Source organism: Botrimarina sp. (genome assembly GCF_040219535.1).
Taxonomy (GTDB): domain Bacteria; phylum Planctomycetota; class Planctomycetia; order Pirellulales; family Lacipirellulaceae; genus Botrimarina.
In genome coordinates this window covers 14,814-32,874 of record NZ_JAVJSH010000009.1, presented here as the reverse complement: position 1 = coordinate 32,874, position 18,061 = coordinate 14,814, and the positions used below count along the sequence as shown (strand labels likewise).

Below are 18,061 nucleotides of genomic sequence, written 5' to 3'. Positions count from 1 at the left end.
GAGTTGTCGGCGGCGTGCGTCGCGGGCTCAGGTCGCCTGTGCCGGGACGTCGATCAACCTCAAGGCGAAACGCATCGCGGCCTTCATGTCGGTTGGGTCGGCGATCCCTTGGCCCGCGATATCGTACGCGGTGCCGTGGTCGACGGAGGTGCGGACGATGGGCAGCCCGAGGGAGATATTCACCGTGTTCTCAAAGTCCATCAACTTCATGGGCACGTGCCCTTGGTCGTGGTACATCGCGACGACCAGGTCGTACCGCCCACGATAGGCTTGGAGGAAAAGCGTGTCGGCCGGCTGGGGACCCACAGAATCGATCCCGCGTGCCCGCGCGGCTTCGACCGCCGGTTGGATCACGCGACTCTCTTGGTCGCCGAACAGCCCGTTCTCCCCCGCGTGGGGGTTCATGCCACACACGGCGATGCGTGGTCGCTCCCAGCCCATACGCCGCATCGCTTCGTGCCCCAACACGATGGTGTCGACGACCCTCTTGGCGCCCACGTTCGCGGCCTCGACAAGCGAGCAGTGCGTCGTGACATGCACCACGCGCATCTTGTCGTTCGCTAGGAGCATCCGCGACTCGTCGGCGCCGCAGAGTTCCGCTAGGTACTCGGTGTGCCCGGTAAAGCTCCGTCCGGCAAGTGTCACCGCCTCTTTGCTGACCGGTCCGGTCACCATCCCGTCCGCCACGCCGTCTAGGCACAGCTCTGTGGCCACCCGGATATAATCCAGCGAAGCCTGCCCGCACGCGGCCGTAGGGCCGTGGGCGGCGGGCAGAGGGTCCGGCGCGCCGGCCACGTGGAGCAGGCTTACCCCGCTCGTGGGTCGGGAGGCGATTCTCCCGGTGAAGGTCCTCTCGATCGGCAGCCCGACTCGCGCCGCGGCGTGGCGTACGACACGCTCATCACCGACGATGACCCAGGCGGCGAGATCGCGCACCTGGGCTTCGACAAGGGCGGCTGCGACGACCTCCGGGCCGATCCCCAGTGGGTCCCCGAGAGAAACGGCGATTACGGGCGCCTCGGTTGGGTCGATCATAGAACGTGTTGCTTTCCTCTGAGCGCGGCTGGAGGCGCCGCAAGTGTCTCGTAAAGATCGACGAGGCAGGACTCGTCGCCGAAGCCACCCGCCTTGGTGACAAGCCGCCAGCCGGGGAGGCTGCCGTCCGTTGCGAGCAGCAGCGGGACGCTATCGTAGATTTCCGCCGCCACCCGAAGGCGTGTCACGCCCATGCGGTCGCAGAGGGCGGCCGCCGTGTCGCCGCCGGTCACGACGATGTGGCCGGGGCGACGCCGCGACAGAAGTGCGACGACCTCGGCGAGCTGCGCAGCTGCCTCGTCGCCGCGCCCGACACGCACCACGAGGGGTCGCCCAGCATCCAGTGCCTGATTGAGGACCGACGGGTCGTACGGCGGCTCGCAGTGTTCCGCGCTAGCCGCTTGGCAAAAGTGTTTCACCTGAGTCTGCGTTGCGGCGTTGTTCGACCCGACGGCAACCACGAATGGTCCACTCAGCCGGTCGATGCGTTGTGTCGGTGGCTCGCCCTGCTGGCCGACGCGCATCGAGCCGGCCAGCTCGCGGCTCAATCCGGCGCTGCCCGCCAGCACCATTCGCGCGGCGAACCGCGAACTGAAGCGGACGACTTGCCGCAGGTCGTCCTGCGTGTCGGCGTCGGCGACCCAGATCTCCGGCGAAGGAGGGAGCCGATGTTCGTCGAGCGAGGTACGCCGGACAAGCAGGCTGGTTTGGCTAGAGAGGAGCTCGGCCACACTCGGAGCGTCGCCCCCTTCATGCCGAACCAACAACCGGCCTCCGATCACTCGGCGCCCTTGCACAGGATGGGCGGGCGTCGTTAGCGCCACGGTGGCTCCGGTGACCCGAAGGATCGACTCGATCTCTGCGCCGGGCGAACCTTTCATGGTCGAGTCGATTTTCTTGTAGATGCGATCGAAGCGGTCCCACCCAGCAGCCGCGAGGGCGTTCCGGACGGAGTCGGCCGCTTCCGCTGGGGGCAGCTGTCGCGAGCCGGTCGATACCGACAACACGTCCGCCGCGCAAGCCCCCGCCAGTTCGCCGGAACGGGCCACTTCCACCACTCGGCCGGCGGCGAAGGGGCCCGCGGCGTCGCCGGCGCCGGTCAGATCGTCCGCGACGATCAGCAGGCGCTGCTTGGCTGGTTGCTCGGGCACCGGGGTACTCAGGCGTCGTAGCGCAAGTAAACGGTCTTGCGCCGAAGGTAGTGATCTAGGCCGTGCTTGCCGTCGTCGCCGCCGATGCCGCTCTGTTTCCAGCCGGTGTGGAAGCCGTGGATCGACTCTCCCGGGCCGCGGTTGATGTAGAGCTCGCCGACTTCGATGTCTCTTACCGCTCGCATGAGTCGGTCGATATCCTTGGTGTACAGGTACCCGGCGAGCCCGAAGGGCGAGTCGTTTGCGAGGGCGATGGCTTCTTCGAAGCCCGAGCACGTCATCAACGGCGCCACGGGCCCGAAAATCTCTTTCTGCATGACCGGCATCTGTTGCGACACGCCCGTCAGCACGGTTGGCTCGTACCAATAGCCACGTGCGAATTCGCCTTCCGTCAGCCGCCGGCCGCCCGTCGCGGCGCGGGCGCCCTGCGAGACTGCTTCTTGTACGTACTGGTCGACTTTCTCGAGTTCCGATCGGCTCACCTTGGGGCCGATCTTCGTTGCCTCCCGCAGCGGGTCGCCCACCTTGAGCTCACGCACCTTGGCGACGAACTTTTCGGTGAACTCCTCGGCGACCTTCTCGTGGACGTAGGTTCGCTCGTTGCAGATGCAGACTTGGCCGCAGTTCAGGAAGCGTGCGAACACAGCGCCGTCGACGGCCGCGTCGAGGTTGCAGTCGTCCATCACGATGAAGGGCGCCTTGCCGCCGAGCTCCAGCGACACGACCGTGACATTGTCGGCCGCCATCTTGGCGATTCGTTTGCCCGTCGCGACGCTGCCGGTGAACGTGATCAGTTGCGGTGTCGAGTTCGCGACCAGCGCCTCGCCGGTGGTCTCGCCCGGACCGGTCACGATGTTGACGACCCCCGGGGGCACGCCCGCTTCCATTGCGAGCCGGCCCAGGGCGATAGCCGACAGCGGCGTGTGCTCGTGCGGCTTGAGCACGATCGTGTTGCCGGCGATCAACGCCGGCGCGATCTTCCGGATCGCGACCGCCGAGGGGTAGTTCCAGGGGATGATGGCGCTGACGACCCCCAGTGGCTGAGGGAAGATGAAGAGCTGCTCGTTTGGGCGATCGGCGGGCAGGATCTCCCCCTCGATCCGGCGGTCGAACTCCGCGTAATAGCGGAACCAGCTGTTGCCGAACTGGATCTCGCCGTGGGCCTCCGCGAGGGGCTTACCGACTTCTTGTGTGACCAGCCTGGCGAGGGCGTCGCTGTCGCGGTCGACTAGGTCGGCCCAGCGTCGGAGGCACGCGCCGCGCTCCACGGCGGGGAGCTTCGCCCACTCGGGCCACGCCTTTGCGGCCGCGGCCACGGCTTTGTCGACCTGTTCGGCGGAGGCGGACGCGACCGTCGCAAACGCTTGTTCGGTGGCGGGGTTCACCACCTCGGTCCTTCGTTCCGACTCGATCCACTCGCCGCCGATCAGTAGCTGGTGCTCTTCCACTGCGGGTTCCTCTCGGTCCTGAGGTGGCCTCGTAGGCGGCAGTCCGGGTCGCCGAGTCGCCCTCGAACGATGCGGGTCGGAGTCACTCCGCCAGCGCGTCGACGGGCGGTTTCTGCCTGGCGAAGGCCGGGTGCTTCGGCTTCGGCGGCCCGTCGCTGCCGGAAGACTCGAGCCGCAGATCGGCGAGGAGGTCCTTGCCGGCGCTGATCAGCAGAGTGACCTCGGACTGATGGGTTACGAAGTCGAACCCATCGGCCGCGTGACGCATGGCCTCTTCTCGCGAGTAGCAATTCACACACGCCGTCTTGCCATTCGCCTTGCACGCCTCGATCGACTGTCGGACCAGCCGTCGGTGCTCTTCGTTGCCGTTGAAGTTGTCGTGAGGCAGGCCCATGGAGAGCGCGAGGTCGGTGGGGCCCAGGAAACAGCCGTCGATCCCTTCGATCGCGAGCATCTCTCGGGCGTTCCGGGCCGCTTCGATGTGCTCGATCTGGACGAACAGCTTGGTTTCGAGATTGGCGCGGGAGAAGTAGTCGTCGCCGCGGTACAGACTGCAATCGCCACCGAGCGAGCGGCCGCCCTGCGGGGGGTACTTCGCGGCGTCTGCCAGCAGCGAGGCCATCTTTACCGAGTTGACCATCGGCGCGACCACCGCGTCGGCGCCGATGTCGAGGGCGCGTTGGACCTCGGCGGGGCAGTCGATGCCGACGCGGATCCACGCGCCGACCGAGTGGCACCGCAGGGTGTGGACGCACTCGTAAGCGGTCTCCCAAGACATGGGCCCGTGCTGCAGGTCGAGAACGACGAAGTCCCACCCGCACTTCGAGAGGCACCGCGCGACCGCGACCGACGGCAGGTCTTGCCAGATTCCGAAGCGGCATCCTTTGGTTGTCGCCGTCTCGCCATTGCGGCTGGGCATGGTGAGTTCTCTCGCTCTTAAGGTGACCCGACGCCGGGCCGGCAAGCCGAGCCGTGCTGCGCTCCGGAGGAGCGGTTCTGTTGTTCCGCGAAGCTTCGGGCCCCTGCAAGCGAGCACACGATGTTCGTCCGGGGCGTCGCCTGAAAAGGTTTGGGCCTTCCCGGCCGGACCGCCGCGAGGGCTGAGCAACTCGAGTCAGACGGTTTCAACGGCGCCGCGACGGCCGACGGGCATAGTAGCCGAATGCTGAAAGCCTTGTCTCTAACCCCCGCGATCGCTCGGCGAAAAAGTCAACGATCGCGACGATCAGCGCGAGCGGCAGCCGACTTGCCGACCGCAGCGTGCGCCAACGGCTGTTAAACCGCACGACGTGTCATTATGATCGGGGTGTCGATCGCGAGGCGCCGTCAGCTTCGGCCCAGGTCGTTGGCGGCGCCTTCGCGCGGGCTTCTCAACTTGTTCTCGGGCCGGAGCTCGTTCGCGTCGCGAGCCGGCCGGCGACCGCCGACGACGCAACGGCCGCGTCGGGGCTCCGGAGCATAGCGGGCGCGTACGGCGGTATGACTCACCGCAGGTTGTCGGTATGAGCGCTATCACTTGGCCACGCCAAGACCTCATCGACTCGAACGTCGACACCAGCTACCTCGCCTACGTGCGGTCGGTAGGCCGGCCGCTGCTGTCGTTTACGTCGGGGCATTTCCCGGCGGGCGCAAGAGGGCTGCCCCACCGACACCCCTGTATCGTCCTGCACGGGTGCTTGTGTGGTCCGATCGTGTTCGAGACCGAGCACGGACGCCGCACGCTCGAGGCCGGACACATGTACTTGCTCCCGGCCAACGAGCTGCACCATTGGGAATGCGTGGGAGACGACTACGGCGCGACCATCGGCTTGTTGATCGACGCGGAGAACCCAGGAAGGTGGCCCAAGGGAACGGGAGTCGCAGAGTGCTGCGACAAGCTCAACAGACTGGTCGACGCCCCCAAGCTCTTCTCGATGGCGAGTGACCCGGGCTTGCGCCATGCGTTCTGGCAGGCGGCGGACCTGCTGACGACCGAGGAGCCGTGCAGCCAGATCATCGTCAACAGCACGCTGTGGCAGCTCTTGGGGCTCGCCGTCGACCGCTTAGAAGGAGTGGAGCAGCAATCGGACGACTGGCTCGACACGGCGAAGCGGATACGCCGTGTCCTCCTGAATCACGTCTACGACTCGCCGTCGGTCGAGTCGATCGCACGCGAGGTCGGCATGAGCCTGACGAACGCCAAGAAGGTGTTCTCCGCGACTTACGGGTGCGGCATCAAAGAGTACCTGAACCAGCTCAAGCTCTACCAGGCGAAGCGGCTGCTAGGCGACCCGACGCTCACGGTGGAGCAGGTGAGCTACAAGCTCGGCTTTTCGAGCACCGCCTACTTCTGCCGCATGTTTCGGGCCCGGACCGGCTTCACGCCGACCGATTTCCGACGAAGCCTTCAGCTCGACTGAAGAGCTGTCCCGACTAGTTGCGGGTTCCGTCGAAGCGATGCCTGGCGGCTTCCCCGGCGCTCGGGCGGGTTGGCGATCCGTCTTCGGCATTCCCCGGGTTCAGCAGCCAAGCAACCGACTGTCGCCCCCCGAACGGGGCCGCCGAAAAGGGCGCCCCGCTGCCAGCCGCAAACAGTCCGGCGTCATCTCGGGGCGGCCTCAGTCCCGCCCCTGTGACCGCGACAACCAAAAAGGCAAGGTTTGCGGACGGGGCTGCCATGGCGCGTGCAGGCGGCCCGGATAGGGTCACCGCTTGAGCCCGAACGGCTCTCTCATCACTGATCTCCTGTACCGCGCTTGCGGTCCCTGGACCGACCAGCGACCCCGGATTGTCCGGGCGGTGGTTACCCAGAAGACCCGAGCCCACCGGGGCGCCCAACGGCATGCCGACCGCAGAACACGGCGACGATCCCTCCGAGCGCGACGCGCGACGGCGCGCCGACGGGGCGCTGAGTCGCAGAGAGGTCTTGGCTCTCGCGTCTACCGCTCTGCTGCCCGCGGCGTTGTCGCCGGCTCTGGCCAACGCGGCGGCAACCCCCGAGCCCGCTGCCGGAGGGCGTGAGCCGCTGTGGTACCGCAACGCGTATCGTCGCGCGGTCATCGACATGCACATCCCGGACTGGGACCCGGGATTCCTGGCGGAGTTCGACCCCCAGCGGTATGCCGATGCGCTGGTCGCGTCGCGCTCCGAGTCGATCGTTTGCTACGCGCACTCCCACGTCGGTCTCTTCAACTACCCGACGCGGGTGGGGCGGCAACACGCGGCTTGGAAGGGCCGCGACGCCTTCGGCGAGGTGCTCCGCGCCTGTCGCGAGCGCGGGGTCGCCGTCGTGGCCTACGTGAGTCTTATTTTCGATCGAGATTGCGCCGACACGCACCCCGAGTGGCGGATCACGCGTTGGGACGGCCAACCGCAGCCGTCTGGCCGGCACGGGTTCTGCTGCCCGAACACCGGCTACTCCGACTACGTGAGCCGCTTCGCCACCGAGCTGTGCGAGCGATACGAGGTCGACGGCGTCCGGTTCGACATGACCTTCTGGCCCGGCTTGTGCTACTGCGACCGCTGCCGGGACCGCTACGCTAGCGAGGTGGGGGGCGAGATCCCGGTGATCGTCGATTGGCTCGACCCGCGTTGGGTCGCGTTCCAGCGCGCCAGGTCGCGCTGGCTGGAGGAATTCGCCGGCGTGGCGACCAACGCGGTGAAAGCCGTGCGACCATCCGCCAGCGTGGAGCACCAGTCTTCGACTTACACCGGCGACTGGCGCAACGGCGTCGTCGGTGGGTTGGCAAAGTGGAACGACTTCCTGCAGGGCGACTTCTACGGCAGCGCGTTGCAGGGCTCGTTTGTTCGCAAGCTCCTCGAGCGGCTCTCGCCCAATCGGCCCTTCGGCTATGAGACCAGCCTGTCGGTCTCCCTCCAAGACCACACGGCCACCAAGCCCGAGTCGCTGCTCACGGCGAAGGCGGCCGCCGCCGTTGCCGACGCGGCGGCGTTCATCTTCATTGACGCGATCAACCCAGACGGGTCGGTGCGACACGCGGCCCACGAGAAGATGGGACGCGCGTTCGACGGCCTTATGCCCTGCTACAAGGAACTGGGCGGCGAGCGTGTGGTCGACGTGCTTGGGTACTACAGTCTCGAATCGAAGTTTGATTTCGCAGAGAACGGGCGGCACGTCCGCCATCCCCCCGAGGGAGACTCCCACACGACCGCGGCGATGAACTCGGCGTCGCGGTTGCTCGGGCGGCACACGCTTTACGGTGTCGTGACGAAGGAATCGCTCGACCAGCTACAGCGTGCGAAGGTCTTGGTTTTGTCGGACGTCAACATGATGGACGCCGAGGAATGCCAGCGCATCCGCGAGTGGGTTGCCGGCGGTGGTCGGCTGTACGCATCCGGCCACACGTCGCTCGTGGACAAGTCGGGCCGCAGGCACGACGACTTTCAACTCGCCGACGTGTTCGGCGTCTCGGCCAGGGAGCCGATCTGGACAAACCAGAAGCGGTTCTTGGCGCCCACCGCCGCTGGCGGCGGCCACTTCGGCGAGTACAACGTCGACAATCCGGCCTTCTTCAACGGGCCGGGGATGACCGTCGCCGAACGAGCCGGCGCCGACGTGCTGGCGACGCGAACGCTGCCGTGGGAGAGCGGCGATCCGAGGCGCTTCGCGTCGATCCACAGCGACCCCCCGTGGCGGCCGACCGGCGTCCCGGAGCTCACGAGATACGCGTATGGAAGGGGCGTCTGCATCTATAGCGCCGCGCCGATCGAGAACAGCGACGTGCTGGCCGACACTTTCGTACGCCTGATCGCAGCGCTCAACACCCAACCGACCCTGGTTCTGAACGGCCCCGGATGCGTCGAAGCCACCGTGTTCGACCAGCCCGATAGGGGCAGACTGCTGCTGACCCTGGTCAACTTCCAGGAGGCTCTTCTCAAACGCGGCGACCGGAATGTGCCCGTGCCGCCCCTCGACGTGCGGCTGAGGCCGCCGCGCCGGCTGCGCGAAGTGCGTCATCTGGCGACCGGAGAAAGAGTTCCCTTCCGGGCATCGGGCGGGGCGATCACGATGCGCACGCCCCAGATCGACACACTCTGTATGCTGGCAATGGAGGCGGATCCTTGAACCTCATGAAGACCTACCCTCGAGCGCCGCTTGTTGCGGCCGCGTTGATCGCCGCGAGCGCGGCGACCACCGAGAAGCTCGTCGGCGAAGAGTTTCGCAGCCCGAAGGTCGAAGTGCTGCCGATCCACGGTGTGCCAACCTTTCATGTCAACGGCGAGCCGTACACGCTCCCGTGCTTCGAGACCTACGTGCCCACCGAGCGCTACTTCCGGCAATTCGCGGAAGCGGGGGTCGAGCTGTTCAGCTTCAACACGAATGTCTCGGCGTGCGACTACGGGCATTCGCCGCCCACACGCCCGGGCCCCGACGAGTGGGACTACTCCCACTTCGACGAGCGCGCGTCGCGCGTGCTCGCCGCGAATCCCAACGCGATGCTCATCCCCCGGATCAACCTCGGCACGCCCTCGTGGTGGATGGAGGAGAATCTCTCCGAGGCCGAGGTTCTGCACGACGGGTCGCGGCACTACCGTGAGCCAAACGCCAACGCCACGGTCCCCAAGGGGCGCGCCTTCCCGAGCATCGTTTCTCGGAAGTGGCGAGAGTCGCAAGCGGCCGCGCTGCGTCGGTTCCTGGACCACGTCGACAATTCCGAGTTCGGCCCCCACATCTTTGGGTACCTGATCGCCGGAATGGACACCGAGGAATGGTATCACTGGAGTTGCAGCTCCGAGCAGCTAGCCGGGTACAGCTCGCACACGCGGCAGGCGTTCCGTGATTGGCTGCGGGGCCGCTACGGGGACGTCGACGCCTTGAGGGCTGCTTGGCGTGACCCGGCGGTCACCTTCTCGTCGGCCGACGTCCCGTCCAAAGAGGCACGCGTCGGCCAGAGCGGCAGCCGCTTCCGCGACCCGGCGACCGACATGCCGGTCATCGACTTCTACATCTTCTACAACGAGGTCATCCCCGAAACCATCGACTATTTCGCAGGCGTTATCCGGGAGCGGGTGGGACCTAACAAAGCGCTGGGAGCCTTCTACGGCTATATGTACGAATTCCGCGGCGACCCAGAGTACGGACACAACGCCCTCGAGCGGTACAACGAGAGCAAGAACCTCGACTTTATCTTTGTCACGGCCAGCTACACCAACCGAGAGTTTGGCACGGGCGGCGACTACAGCAGAGCGCCGGGTCACTCCGTCCGCCTGCACGGGAAGCTGTGGTACCACGACAACGACGTCGTCTCGTTCCTTGCGCCAGAGGTGTACGGGAGGAAGTTGCAGCGCGACGAAAAGGGCTGGAAGTCGAGTGTCGAGCGGCAGCTGCAGGTCTTGGGCTACACAACGACCCCCGAGCACACCAAGTGGATGTACCGCCGCTCAATGGGCTTCTCGATTTGCAACGGCGCCTACACGAGCTACTTCGACTTGCACGGAGGCTACTACGACAACCCCGAGCTGCTCGCCGAGGTGGAGCGGCTGAACCGCGTCGCTCGTAGTTCTGCCGGGCGCGATCGCTCCAGCGTCAGCGAGATCCTCGTCGTTGCCGATGAGGATTCCAACGCGTATTGCTCCTTCCGCAACCCGTCGCTCGCTTCCTCGATGCTCGACTCGCCGATCATGTTCCTGAAGGTCGGCGCGCCACAGGACCACATCCTGCTGTGCGACCTGGACCGGGTCGACGTGTCCCGTTACAAGTTGGTCGTCTTCTTGAATTGCTACAACGTCACCGACGGTGAGAGGATCGCCATAGAGCGGCGTTTGAAAGCGGACGGTCGCACGCTCGCCTGGTGCTACGCGCCTGGCTACTTCAACCGGAATGAGCGGGGCGAGGATCTGATGCGAGACCTCACAGGAATCCACGTCGCAGCGACGGCCCACGAAGCGCCCACGCCGCGTCCCCTCGCGCGGGCGGCTTCGGAGTCTGGCCTAGCGGGCGCGATCGCGGGAGTGGTGGGTCAGGAGCCGCCGGCGGTCGGCGACGCGGGGGACGATTCGCCATTCTACGTGGCCGACCACGAGGCGACCGCTTTGGCGCACGACGCGGCCACCGGTCTCGTCACGCTCGCCGAGAAGACGATGCCCGGCTGGCGTTCTATCTACGCGTCGTCTCCTATTATGCCGCCGGGGGTCTGGCGCGAGATCGCGCGGTCGGCCGGCGTGCACATCTACAACGACTCAGCTGACACGCTCTACGTCAACAAGAGTTACCTCTGCGTTCATGCGGACGGTCCGGGCGTCCGCACGCTGCGGCTGCCGGCGAGGCACGACGTGCGGTCCGCGATCGGGCCCGAGCGGGTCTGGCGGTCGGTCGATGCGATGGACATCGAGTTGCAGAACGGCGAGACGGTGCTGCTCGAGCTGAGTCCAGTGGACGGCGGGGGGCAGCCTTGACTAGCGACTGGACGCGAGAGGCGCGGTGCAAGGTTCATCTAGACATGCACTGCCCGGATTGGGACGAGTCGATCTTGTCGCGCTTCGACGCGGAGGAGATCGTCGCGCGGGTCGTCAACAGCGGCGCGGACGCGCTCTATTTCTTCGCAAAAGACACCTACGGCAACACCTACTACCCTAGCCAGATTGGCAAGCCCCACCCCGCGTTGGACGGGCGCGACTTCGTCGCTGAAGTTTTGGACGAGGGCCGCAAGCACGGCCTGCCGATCGTCATCTACTGCAGTGTGATCTGGGACAATCACGCCGCGGAGCAGCACCCGGAATGGCGGATGCTCGCCCCCGATGGCAGGGCGTTATCCGACACCGTGACGTCCGACCAGGGCAAGTGGCGTTACGTCTGCCACAATTCGCCTTACGCGGACTATGTCGAGTCGATTGTCGCTGAGATCGCTGACAACTACGAAGTTGCCGGTTTCCATCTCGACATGTTCAACTGCGACTTCGGCGGGCTCTCGTGCTACTGCGACTACTGCCGCAGGATGTTCCAAGAACGCTTCCGCTCCCCCCTGCCGACGCGGGCGACCTGGGACCGTGTGTGGCGAGATTTTCTGGAATTCCGCTATGACTCGGTGGAGCGGCTGATGGTCCGGCTCAGAGAGGCCGCCCGCCGGCGAGACCCGGAACTGCCCGTCGTGATGAACTACCACGGCGCCCCCGGGTTCGACTGGCGCGTGGGGCAGCTGCCGGTCCGCCACGCGGCGCCGAGCAGCATGGCGACCGGCGAGACTTACACGCCGATGTTCGGCGACATGTACCCGGGCATGGAAGGGCGCTTCGTCCGAGCGATCGCAGGGGGCAAGCCATTCGAGATGGTCTCCTGGCGGATGAACAGGATCACCGACTTCACTGTGAAAGGGCTGCATCAGTTGCGGTGGGAAGTCTTCACCGGGCTCGCGCACGGCGGGAGCGTGATGCTCATCGACCAGCCCTTCCACGATGGCCGGCTTGACCCGGCGGCGTACGATCAGATGACAGCCGTCTTCGCGGAGGCCAAGGGACGCTCGGCGCAATTCGGGGGCGAGTTCCTGCCGCACGTTGGTCTCTACTACTCGGCAAAGACGCGGGATTGGTACGGGCGAGAGTCCCAGGAGGGTTTCGTCCTTCCGGTGATGGGCGCCTACAAAGCGCTGGTTGAAAACCACTTTCAGGTCGACTTCCTGTTTGACGAGACGGTCTCGGCAGAGTCTCTGTCGCGCTTCCCGGTCGTGTTCCTGCCGAACACGGCGATCCTGTCGACGGAAGAACAAGAGCTGCTCCGAGAGTACGTGAGGTCCGGCGGGCGTCTGATCGCGACCTTCGACGCCAGCCTTTTTGAGAAAGACGGCACGGCGGCGGCCGACTTTCACCTCGCGGACGTGTACGGCGTCCGGTTCGAGGAGAGGATCGCCTGCGACAACTGCTACTACCAGCGCGGGCTCAGTGATTTGGAAGCCCAGATCGATGCCGGATACAACGTGCTCTGCCAGGGCGAAGCGCTGCGAGTTACCGCCACGACAGCGTCCGCCGAAGGGGTCCTCCGCCAGGCGTTCCACAAGCGACGCGTGCCGGACCACTTCTTCTCGCACAATGTCCACCCGCCGTGCGAGGCGATCGGGCACGCCGAGTTCCGCAACCGATACGGCGACGGCGAGTGCGTGTACCTGCCGTTCGGCCTCGACAGGTCCTACGCCGACGCGTACGAGTTGCCCGAGCACCGGCAGCTGATCGGCGAGATCGTGCGGTCGCTGGCGCCGCCGCCGCTAGTCGACGTCCGAGCGCCGCTCAACTGCGAGGCGCTGATCCGACGCGAGGGGCCCGCCCTTCACGTGCACCTGTCGATGTTCAACCCCTTGCGGCAATCGACTTCACTGCCGAGCTTGAACCGCCCCGTGCGGCCTTCTATCCGCATGGAGGAGCCCGCCCTCTACCGGGCCGAACTGCGGTGCGAGCGGACGCCCCGATCGGTGAGCGCGGCAAACGCCGGCACGCGGGTCGAGCGATTAGACGACCGGCTGTACCGCCTTACTTGCGAAGACGTCTTCGAGACCATCACGCTTCAATTCTGACGGCGAGGCCGTCGTCCAACAAACGGTCGCCCGCCAATCGACGATGATCGTCGCCGAACTACCGATCTTCGGACGCCTGGCCGCCGCCGATTATTGGATCGTCGCCGCCTATTTGGTCGGCAACGTCGCTCTTGGAGCGTGGTTCGCCCGTCGGGGCACCAAGGACGCGGCGGCTTATTTTGCCGGGAGCGGCCAGATCCCATGGTGGATCGCCGGGACTTCGCTGTTGGTGGCGTGCTTCGCCGCCGACACGCCGCTCTGGATCGGCGACATCATCTATCGCCGTGGCCTGGAGGGCGTGTGGCTCTACTGGGCGCCCGCGATCGGGACGGCGTTCTTCGTGCTGTTGATCGCGCCATTGTGGAAGCGGTCTGGCGTGCTGACCGACGTGGAGTTCCTCGAACTCCGATACAGCGGACGGCTCGCGCCCAAGGTCCGACTGCTCAACAGCGTGTTCTACGCGGCGTTCGCGAGCATCATGTGGATGTGCTTGCAGACGCTCTCGATTGTCACGATCCTGCAGTCGATCACCGACCTGACCAAGCTGCAGTGCGTGATCGTGACAGTCGCCGTTGCGGCTAGCTACACCGTCGTGTCGGGCCTGTGGGGCGTGGCTAGCTCCGGCGCCCTGCAGTTTCTGATCACCTACGTGGGGTCGGTCATCCTGGCGATCTACGCCGTGTTCTACCTCGCGGGCGGCATCGGGCCGATGGTTTCGGGCGTCAACGCGATGAAGGCCACTTGGCCCCAGGGCGCCGACCTGAATGTCCTCCCGTCCGGGGGGCCGTACGCGTTGCCGGCGATGACGCTCGTCGCGCTATTTTGCTTCCGGTGGCTCGAACAAGCCGGCATGGGGCAGCAGGTCGCACAGCGGCTTATCGCCTCGAAGAGCCCCCGGCAGGCGGTCTACACCGCCATGATCTGGGGAGTGGGCTTCTTCGCGGTCGTGCCGCTCCCCTGGATCGTTACCGTGATCGCCGCGAGGGTGCTCCTGCCGGACCTAACCGACGGGCAAGAGGCCTACCCGCGCCTCGCGATGATGCTGCCGGTTGGCTTCCGTGGCGTGCTCGTGGCCTCGATGCTCGCCGCCTTCATGAGCACCTACTCCTCGCTGATGAGCTGGGGCTCTTCGTTGGCGATCAACGATGCCTACCGTCGGTTCCTCGTGCGGGGCAAGAGCGAGTCGCACTACGTGAGAGCGGCGCAGGTCTACATGTTGGTCATGGCGGTCGTGTCGGCTTATTTGGCGTTGCTAGAAGACTCGGTCCTCGATGTCGTTCTCTTTGTGCTCACGCTCACCTCTGGATACTGGGTCGTCATGATCCTCCGCTGGGTGTGGTGGCGGATCAACGCGTGGGCGGAACTAGGGGGATTGATCGGGAGCGTTGCGCTATCGCTGATCAGCATGGCCCTGCCCTACACGGCCCACTGGTGGGACGACCACGAGGCGTACTTCGGCCACCGGATGGTGTTCGTCGTCGTCGGATCGCTCGTGCTGTCCTTAGCGCTGACGCTCGCTACGCCAGCGACCGACCGAGAGATCATCGATCGCTTCTACGCGCGGGTCCGGCCGCCCGGTTTCTGGGGGCCGGTGCGAAAGCGGCTGGGCCTGCCGGTGCGTCTCTCGGGGTGGACGATCGCAAAGTGCTGGGGAGTGATGCTCGTCGGGATTTACGGGCCGCTCTTCGGCCTGCTCAAGATAACACTCGGCGACTACGCCTGGGGCGCCGCCGCGACGGCTCTCGGGGCGGTAGCGATCTGGTTGGCCGTCCGCCTGGCCCAGGAACTCTACTCCGATGAGGCGGAAGCCGAGCTCGCCGACGAAGCGGCACGGTGCGGTCAGTGGCCGGTTGCCGAAAGGCCTAGCGCTGACCCGTCCGGGGCGTCACCGATTGGAATTCGGTCATGACGCCCTTCGGAGGCTCGCCGATCGGGTTGTGGCCCCAGCGGTCCACTCCTCGGGCCCAATACGCTTTGAAGAATGGCCAGACGCTCGTATCGCACTCCGAGTCGCCCGCCGAGAAGCGGATCGTAAGGCCGCAGCGGACGCGGTCGGAATCGTTCCGGCGCGAGCCGTGGACGATGTTGTCGTCGTGCATGCTGCACTCGCCCGCCGTCATTGCAAGCGTGACCGCCTCGGACGGGTCGAACTGGTCGTCGCACGTTTCGACATCCAGCACCGCGTCGCCGCTCGACGCGCCTCGGTGAGACATCTGGCGGGTGTGCGTTCCTGGGACCACCATCATGGCCCCGTTCTCCGCGAAGCTGTCTTCCACCGCGAGCCAGACCGTGACCGCCTTATGCGGCTTCAATGGCCAATAGAAGGCATCTTGGTGCCACGGCACGGTCGATCCTGAGTGCGGCTCCTTAGCGAAGAACTGCGATCCCCAGAGGTAGAAGTCGGGGCCGACGATCTGCTCAACGTAGTCGAGGATGTTCGGGTGCATGCAGAGATCGAACAGCTCGCGGTCGAGTTGATGCCACCAATCGATCGCCATAGTCGACGCGCCCGCCGGAACAAGTTCGGAGAGCCGTCGGAACAGTTGCTGCGCTCGTTCAACCTCAGCCTTATTGAGCACAGGAAGCCCTGCGACGTAGCCGCGCTGTCGATAGGCCTGAACGTCGATGCTCTCGGTCGTCACCGGCATGAGAAACTCCGAACGGAAGTGACGAGGTCTTGAAAAAAGGAGGTCGTGCCCCGAGTCGCCACGGGGGCGAGTCCCCCAGCCTAAGGGAGCGCGACCGGTTGCCCAGTCGGTCGAGCGGCCGGGTGGCCGAAAAGGCGGCAAGTGCGGCTTTCTGGGCAAGCGGGCACGGGCCGACCAGCAGCGATCGGCCTCGCAGCGTTCGGCAGCGACGAAAGTCTTGCTTTTCCGGCCCGCATCGCCGACTTGACTCCGGGCGGCGCCGTACGGGCGTTACCCTAGCGTGGTCTCTGATAGCGGCGGCAAAACGGTGTGACCTCTCTCATCCGCGCTGGGCGGCCGCCCCGACCGACTCTCCAAGCAACAGTATCAAAAGACCGACGATGCGTTCTCTTCACCGGCTCGTCCTCCTCGCAGCCCTCGTTGTCCCCAGCGAGCACGCGTTCGCGGCTACCCAACAGGTCGTCGATTGCGACGGCTACCCGTGCGTCAACTTTGCTTTTGGAGCGAACGTGTCGCGCGACGGGGCGCTCTTTCGTAGCACCTTTTATAATCCGCCGCGTCTGGGGGCCGGGTTGGAGCCTCTGGGCGGCGGCCGGCTCGTGGTCGGAGCCGGCGGGGCCGAGATCCCGTTGGAGGAGCTCGAGAACCGTCGAGTCGTGCGACACTGGCCCTTCGCCTCGGTCGAAGCGAAGGACAGACGCTTGGGCGACTTGTCGGTGGATGTCGAGGCGCTGGCGCCGAACGGCTACGACGACTCGTTCACAGGATCGCTTCCGGTCGCGATGGCCTCGGTGCGGCTCAGCAATCGCGGCGACGAATCGTTAACCGTCGAGCTGCGCTACGAGCCGGGCGATTTCCTCGAAGCAGACAAGGAGGCGATCGACACGCCGACCGCCCGTGGAGCAAAGTCGGGCGCCTCGTTTGTGGCCTGGGCATCGAATGCCCCCTCGACGCGGGAAGACGCGGCTTCCCTAACGGCGCAGCGTGTGACGCTCGCGGCGGGCGAGACCGTCGAGGCGAGGCTCGTCTTGGGTCATTGGGACGACAACTACCCTTCCTCAGCCCGGCTCACCACCCCCGAGAGGTTAGCGGAGCACGTGTTTCGGTTCTGGAGCGAACTCGTCGAGGCGACCCGGCGTCTAGAGGCAAGGCTGCCGCTCACCGGCGACGCGGAGCTCGACGAGTACCTCAGGTGGTACACGACAGCGGGCGTCGCGATGACCAAGGTCTTGAAGGACGGCACGGCTCTGACGATGGGTTACCACGAGCTCAACCAACGCGATTCGTTTTGGACCAGCTGGGCGCACCTCGTCCTGTGGCCGTCGGTCGAGCGGAGGATGATCGAGGAGTCGGTGTGGGGGCAGCGGCCGGATGGCAAGGTGCCCACGACGATTCTCCCGGTCATCGAGCGCGAAGAAGATGTCGACATCAACTGCTTCTTTATCCTCCGAGGCCTACGCTTCGCTCGGTTTCATGACGACGACGAATTCGGGCGGCGGGTTTTGCCGTCTCTGAAACGGGCGGCGGAGTGGCTGGCGGGGCGCGACACGGAGGGCTTTGGCCTGCCGCGTCAGACTTCTTTCTGGAACGACTGGAAGGATGTGCCCGGCATGGAAGGCCGCGCCTACTCGCCGTACGCGTCGATGCTTTACGTGGCGGCCATGTCCCGACTCGCAGACTACTGCACCCACGTGCAGGACGCCGACGCCGAGCGCTACGCGGCGCTGGCAAAGCGCGGCGAAGCCGCCCTCATGCGACCGGCCGATGAGGGAGGGCTGTTCAACGGTCGTTACTTCGAGCACGTTTGGGACTCTCCGCCAGACGACCTGAATCACGTATCCGAAGACCAGGCTGTCGGAGTGCTTTACAACGTCGTGCCTTCGAGCGCGCAGCACGCCGTGCTCGACTCGCTAGCCGCTTCGACTACGCAGTGGGGCGTACGCGAGACTTTTCCTTTCTTCGAAGGCGACTTCGGCTATGGGCCGGGCGACTACCATAACGGCGGGGTGTGGCCGTACCTGAACCACGTGCACGCTTGGGCGCTGCTCGAGAATGGTCGGAGAAAGGAAGCGGTCGAGCTGATGAAGCGCGTCGGCCGGGCAGACCTCGTCGCGGCGGGCGACTACGTCCCCCACGAGTACCTGCACGGGGTGAGCGGCGAGCAGTCCGGTGTGCCGATGCAGGGGTGGAACGCGGCGATGTTCGGCGCCTTGTATTTCGGCTTCGACAACAGCCGCGTCGTCCCGTGACGACGGCAGCCACCGCCGCTACCGCGGACT

11 protein-coding genes are annotated in these 18,061 nt (G+C 65.8%); 6 read left to right on the top strand and 5 right to left on the bottom strand.

Annotated elements, in window-relative coordinates:
• Positions 1-27: 27 nt before the first annotated feature.
• The 4 genes from pdxA to RIC11_RS03390 all read right to left on the bottom strand — a co-directional run bounded on the left by pdxA (position 28) and on the right by RIC11_RS03390 (position 4,553).
• Positions 28-1,035, bottom strand: coding sequence for a 4-hydroxythreonine-4-phosphate dehydrogenase PdxA (pdxA, locus tag RIC11_RS03405; protein WP_350208429.1), 1,008 nt, complete (start codon positions 1,033-1,035; stop codon positions 28-30).
• Positions 1,032-2,186 carry a four-carbon acid sugar kinase family protein gene (locus RIC11_RS03400; RefSeq protein ID WP_350208428.1) on the bottom strand — a complete coding sequence of 385 codons (1,155 nt, stop codon included), beginning with the start codon at positions 2,184-2,186 and terminating at the stop codon, positions 1,032-1,034. The genes pdxA and RIC11_RS03400 overlap by 4 nt, the downstream gene beginning before the upstream one ends.
• Positions 2,187-2,194: 8 nt before the next feature.
• Complete coding sequence (aldA, locus tag RIC11_RS03395; protein WP_350208427.1) at positions 2,195-3,634, bottom strand: aldehyde dehydrogenase; 1,440 nt, start codon at positions 3,632-3,634, stop codon at positions 2,195-2,197.
• A gap of 82 nt (positions 3,635-3,716) precedes the next feature.
• On the bottom strand, positions 3,717-4,553 hold the full coding sequence (locus RIC11_RS03390; protein ID WP_350208426.1) for an HpcH/HpaI aldolase family protein: 837 nt from the start codon (positions 4,551-4,553) through the stop codon (positions 3,717-3,719).
• Positions 4,554-5,136: 583 nt separating this feature from the next.
• Here RIC11_RS03390 and RIC11_RS03385 point away from each other — a divergent pair.
• The 5 genes from RIC11_RS03385 to RIC11_RS03365 all read left to right on the top strand — a co-directional run bounded on the left by RIC11_RS03385 (position 5,137) and on the right by RIC11_RS03365 (position 15,043).
• Positions 5,137-6,033 (top strand): helix-turn-helix domain-containing protein, encoded by an 897-nt coding sequence (locus tag RIC11_RS03385; protein WP_350208425.1) that lies wholly within the window; start codon positions 5,137-5,139, stop codon positions 6,031-6,033.
• A 422-nt stretch (positions 6,034-6,455) separates the two neighbouring features.
• Entirely contained in the window at positions 6,456-8,699 is a 2,244-nt protein-coding gene (locus RIC11_RS03380) for an alpha-L-fucosidase (RefSeq protein WP_350208424.1), read from the top strand.
• Positions 8,700-8,704: 5 nt separating this feature from the next.
• Positions 8,705-11,029, top strand: a complete 2,325-nt coding sequence (locus RIC11_RS03375; protein WP_350208423.1) for an alpha-amylase family protein — start codon at positions 8,705-8,707, stop codon at positions 11,027-11,029.
• A 44-nt stretch (positions 11,030-11,073) separates the two neighbouring features.
• Positions 11,074-13,134, top strand: a complete 2,061-nt coding sequence (locus tag RIC11_RS03370; RefSeq protein WP_350208422.1) for an alpha-amylase family protein — start codon at positions 11,074-11,076, stop codon at positions 13,132-13,134.
• A gap of 43 nt (positions 13,135-13,177) precedes the next feature.
• A complete protein-coding gene (locus RIC11_RS03365; RefSeq protein WP_350208421.1) occupies positions 13,178-15,043 on the top strand; it encodes a sodium:solute symporter family transporter in 1,866 nt (621 codons plus the stop codon).
• Here the strand turns inward: RIC11_RS03365 and RIC11_RS03360 are convergent.
• Positions 14,997-15,782, bottom strand: coding sequence for a phytanoyl-CoA dioxygenase family protein (locus tag RIC11_RS03360; RefSeq protein WP_350208420.1), 786 nt, complete (start codon positions 15,780-15,782; stop codon positions 14,997-14,999). The genes RIC11_RS03365 and RIC11_RS03360 overlap by 47 nt on opposite strands.
• Positions 15,783-16,162: 380 nt before the next feature.
• Between RIC11_RS03360 and RIC11_RS03355 the strand changes: the two genes are divergently transcribed.
• A complete protein-coding gene (locus RIC11_RS03355) occupies positions 16,163-18,031 on the top strand; it encodes a GH116 family glycosyl hydrolase (protein ID WP_350208419.1) in 1,869 nt (622 codons plus the stop codon).
• Positions 18,032-18,061: the final 30 nt, after the last annotated feature.

Bases quoted from the DNA above. Each gene is read 5' to 3' on its own strand.
- pdxA (WP_350208429.1), bottom strand. From the start codon at position 1,035: ATGATCGACCCAACCGAGGCGCCCGTAATCGCCGTTTCTCTCGGGGAC.
- RIC11_RS03390 (WP_350208426.1), bottom strand. From the start codon at position 4,553: ATGCCCAGCCGCAATGGCGAGACGGCGACAACCAAAGGATGCCGCTTC.
- RIC11_RS03385 (WP_350208425.1), top strand. From the start codon at position 5,137: ATGAGCGCTATCACTTGGCCACGCCAAGACCTCATCGACTCGAACGTC.
- RIC11_RS03380 (WP_350208424.1), top strand. From the start codon at position 6,456: ATGCCGACCGCAGAACACGGCGACGATCCCTCCGAGCGCGACGCGCGA.
- RIC11_RS03375 (WP_350208423.1), top strand. From the start codon at position 8,705: ATGAAGACCTACCCTCGAGCGCCGCTTGTTGCGGCCGCGTTGATCGCC.
- RIC11_RS03370 (WP_350208422.1), top strand. From the start codon at position 11,074: ATGCACTGCCCGGATTGGGACGAGTCGATCTTGTCGCGCTTCGACGCG.
- RIC11_RS03365 (WP_350208421.1), top strand. From the start codon at position 13,178: ATGATCGTCGCCGAACTACCGATCTTCGGACGCCTGGCCGCCGCCGAT.
- RIC11_RS03360 (WP_350208420.1), bottom strand. From the start codon at position 15,782: ATGCCGGTGACGACCGAGAGCATCGACGTTCAGGCCTATCGACAGCGC.
- RIC11_RS03355 (WP_350208419.1), top strand. From the start codon at position 16,163: ATGCGTTCTCTTCACCGGCTCGTCCTCCTCGCAGCCCTCGTTGTCCCC.